Genomic DNA, 3,055 nt, shown 5'->3' on the forward strand with positions numbered 1-3,055 from the left:
CGGCTAAACGTATTTGGATCAGTAATCCAACCTGGCCTAACCACAGAAACGTCTTTGCTGCTGTGGGGCTGGAAGTCTGTGACTACGACTACTACGACGCCACTGCACACAAACTGGATTTCGATGGCATGGTAGCAAGCCTGAATGCCGCTCAGGCTGGTGACATCGTTTTATTCCACGGTTGCTGCCATAACCCTACGGGGATTGATCCTACGCCAGAACAGTGGGCTCAATTGGCTTCCCTGTCACAGCAGAAAGGTTGGTTGCCCCTCTTTGATTTCGCCTATCAGGGATTTGCTAACGGTTTGGATGAAGATGCTCAGGGTCTGCGCACTTTCGCGGCCCAGCATCAGGAACTGTTGGTCGCGAGCTCCTACTCCAAAAACTTTGGTCTGTATAACGAACGTGTGGGTGCCTGTACGTTAGTTGCCGCGGATAGCGCAGTTGTCGATACCGCATTTAGCCAGATAAAAGCGGCGATTCGTGCAAACTACTCTAACCCGCCTTCTCATGGGGCTGCTGTCGTAGCGACGATTCTGTCTAACGACGTTCTGCGGGGAATTTGGGAACAGGAACTGACAGCGATGCGCGAGCGTATTCAACGTATGCGTCAGCTGTTTGTGAATACCCTTCAAGAAAAAGGCGCACAACAGGATTTCTCTTTCATTATCCAGCAAAACGGTATGTTCTCATTTAGCGGACTGAGCAAAGAACAAGTCATCCGCCTGCGCGATGAATTTGGCGTTTATGCCGTCAATTCCGGCCGAGTCAATGTCGCCGGTATGACGCCGGAAAATATGGCCCCGCTGTGTGAGGCTATTGTTGCCGTGTTGTAAGATGTAAATCGATAGGCAATAAAAAAGCCAGCTCCGTATCAACCGGGCTGGCTTTTTTTAACTCGCCTGAGTTAGGGTGTTTAACCGACCGGTTACCCGACAGTGATTCCCTGCAAAAATGGGTTAGTCCGGCGCTCTTCACCGAAGGTCGACATCGGACCATGCCCGGGGATAAAAGCGACATCATCACCCAGCGGCAACAGCTTTGTCGCAATCGACAGAATCAGCGCTTCATGATTCCCCTGAGGGAAGTCGCTGCGACCCACCCCTCCCCTGAAAATTACATCGCCGGAAATCGCCAGCCGCTCGGACTCACTGAAAAAGACAATATGGCCCGGCGTATGCCCAGGGCAATGCAAGACTGAGAGCCGTACTCCACCGATTGCGACCGTATCGCCTTCATCCAACCATTCATCCGGCGTCAGCGGCTGACAATCATCAAGACCGAACATCCGACTTTGCGCTGGCAGACCATCCAGCCAGAATGCATCCGCACGCTGCGGACCTTTGATAGGCACCTGATAATAGTCGGCAAGTTCTGCCGCCGCGCCGACATGGTCCAAATGTCCATGGGTCAAAAGGATTTGCTTAACCGTCACACCGGATTGAGCCACGGCTTGCTTCAACGTTTCGGCATCTCCACCCGGATCGACTAAAGCAGCGTCACCACTCTCTTCAGCCCACAACAGGGTGCAATTTTGGCTAAATGCCGTAACAGGAATAATTTGGTATTTCATATCGCTCCGCTTTCGCCTTCACAGCCGGTGATACATCAAACCTGGCCGCGGTCGTTTTCTATGCCTTACCAGGTACGCGCGGGACCGGTATCAATATGGACGAAGTTGCTACGCGGATAGTATCCAACGCCGCCAGCTCGCATTTTGACGGCGGCTTTACGAATATTCGCCAGTTGCACACCTTCAATATGGAAATCCATCGCTTTACCTTGCGTATGATAGCTTTGTTTGGCAACGCCACGGCTGTGAGAGCGAAGATCTTCATTCGTGCCACGCGAGCGATAACCTGAAATCAGCTGCACCGGCTTATTGTTCCCTAGCATGACCTGCAATCGATATAACTGATCAAAAAGTTGCGGATCGATGCTTTTGATTTTATTCGCACGATAGTCACGGAAGAAATAATCTAATCGAGTAAGTTCTTCTTTGATATAACGTCGCCCATCGAAAAACTCTGCTTTGAGGCGTTCGCCCGTATTGAGATTATTGAGTGTTAAGATTCGAGGACGTGCCGTTGATAATGAGGCGAGTGACTGACCGGGAAGCAAGGCTATTCCCAGAGCTGCTCCTCCGAGCGTCAACCATTTGCGACGATGGTTATCGATGTGTTCCATATAACAATATTACCCAGGCTAATAATCGGTGTGAGGGCACAAAACGCGCACCGTTTTGAACCTTAACCGCCGTCATTAGCTGAGTCAACCCGTCCGACAGGGAGTGGTTATCACCGTTTATCCCCCCTACGCTGGCTGACTCAGCCGTAACTTACGGAAATCCTTGCTTACTGCAGTAATAACCCGACTTTGGACAGCGTGGTTTCTCCGGTTTTTGACCGGCCATCATAATTGTAAATATCTGTACGATATTGCGCTTTACCATCCTCTGCGACCCAAGCCGTCAGGTAATAGAAGCTAACCGGAATGCGCTTGCGCATAGTGACGTAAGTCGTATTACCCTCTTCCAACGTGGAAGAAACCCGCGCACTGTTCCAGCCCGCATCTTGCAACAGCAAGCCAGCCAGCTCGGCGGCCTTATTGACTCGCACGCAACCCGAGCTCAGAGCCCGAATATCTTTGTGGAACAGATTATGGTTCGGCGTATCGTGCAGATATATGGCCTCAGAATTCGGCATGTTGAATTTATAGCGCCCCAACGAGTTAGTGCTTCCCGGCGCCTGGCGCAGACGATAAGGGAACCGCTCAGCCGAGACCTGAGACCAATCGATCATGGAAGGATCGATTGGCTGAGCGTTCTCACTCCAGTCAGACAACAACGTATAACCATGACGCTGCAAATACCCGGGATCCATAATCACTTTGGGGATAATGTCCTGACGGATCAGCGTGGTCGGTACGTTCCAAGGGGGGTTCACCACCACGTTGATCAACGCGCTACTCATCATCGGGGTTTTACGTTTTGGCTGACCAACAATCACTCGAGAGGATAAAATTTCCGCGCCATTTTGATAGTAGGTCAGCGAAA

The 3,055-nt window shown here is 51.2% G+C and carries 4 protein-coding genes; 1 reads left to right on the forward strand and 3 read right to left on the reverse strand.

Translation table 11 applies throughout. The annotated features are described in order from the left end of the window. Window positions 1-836: amino acid aminotransferase (locus tag Q7O77_RS16320; RefSeq protein ID WP_304169740.1), on the forward strand; the 836-nt coding region annotated here is incomplete at its 5' end. A 92-nt stretch (window positions 837-928) separates the two neighbouring features. Here Q7O77_RS16320 and Q7O77_RS16325 read toward each other — a convergent pair. From Q7O77_RS16325 to ldtD, 3 genes are all read right to left on the reverse strand, one after another. Then, entirely contained in the window at window positions 929-1,573 is a 645-nt protein-coding gene (locus tag Q7O77_RS16325) for an MBL fold metallo-hydrolase (RefSeq protein WP_304169742.1), read from the reverse strand. Window positions 1,574-1,638: 65 nt separating this feature from the next. Next, entirely contained in the window at window positions 1,639-2,187 is a 549-nt protein-coding gene (locus Q7O77_RS16330; RefSeq protein ID WP_026742703.1) for a YcbK family protein, read from the reverse strand. Between the two features lie 167 nt (window positions 2,188-2,354). Next, window positions 2,355-3,055: L,D-transpeptidase (ldtD, locus tag Q7O77_RS16335; RefSeq protein ID WP_304169744.1), on the reverse strand; the 701-nt coding region annotated here is incomplete at its 5' end.

The sequence above is a fragment of the Lonsdalea britannica genome, assembly GCF_946477055.1.
GTDB classification, from domain to species: domain Bacteria; phylum Pseudomonadota; class Gammaproteobacteria; order Enterobacterales; family Enterobacteriaceae; genus Lonsdalea; species Lonsdalea britannica_A.

What these genes read in the sequence shown, in the direction of transcription:
- Q7O77_RS16330 (WP_026742703.1), bottom strand. Translation starts at nt 2,187, where the DNA reads ATGGAACACATCGATAACCATCGTCGCAAATGGTTGACGCTCGGAGGA.
- Q7O77_RS16325 (WP_304169742.1), bottom strand. Translation starts at nt 1,573, where the DNA reads ATGAAATACCAAATTATTCCTGTTACGGCATTTAGCCAAAATTGCACC.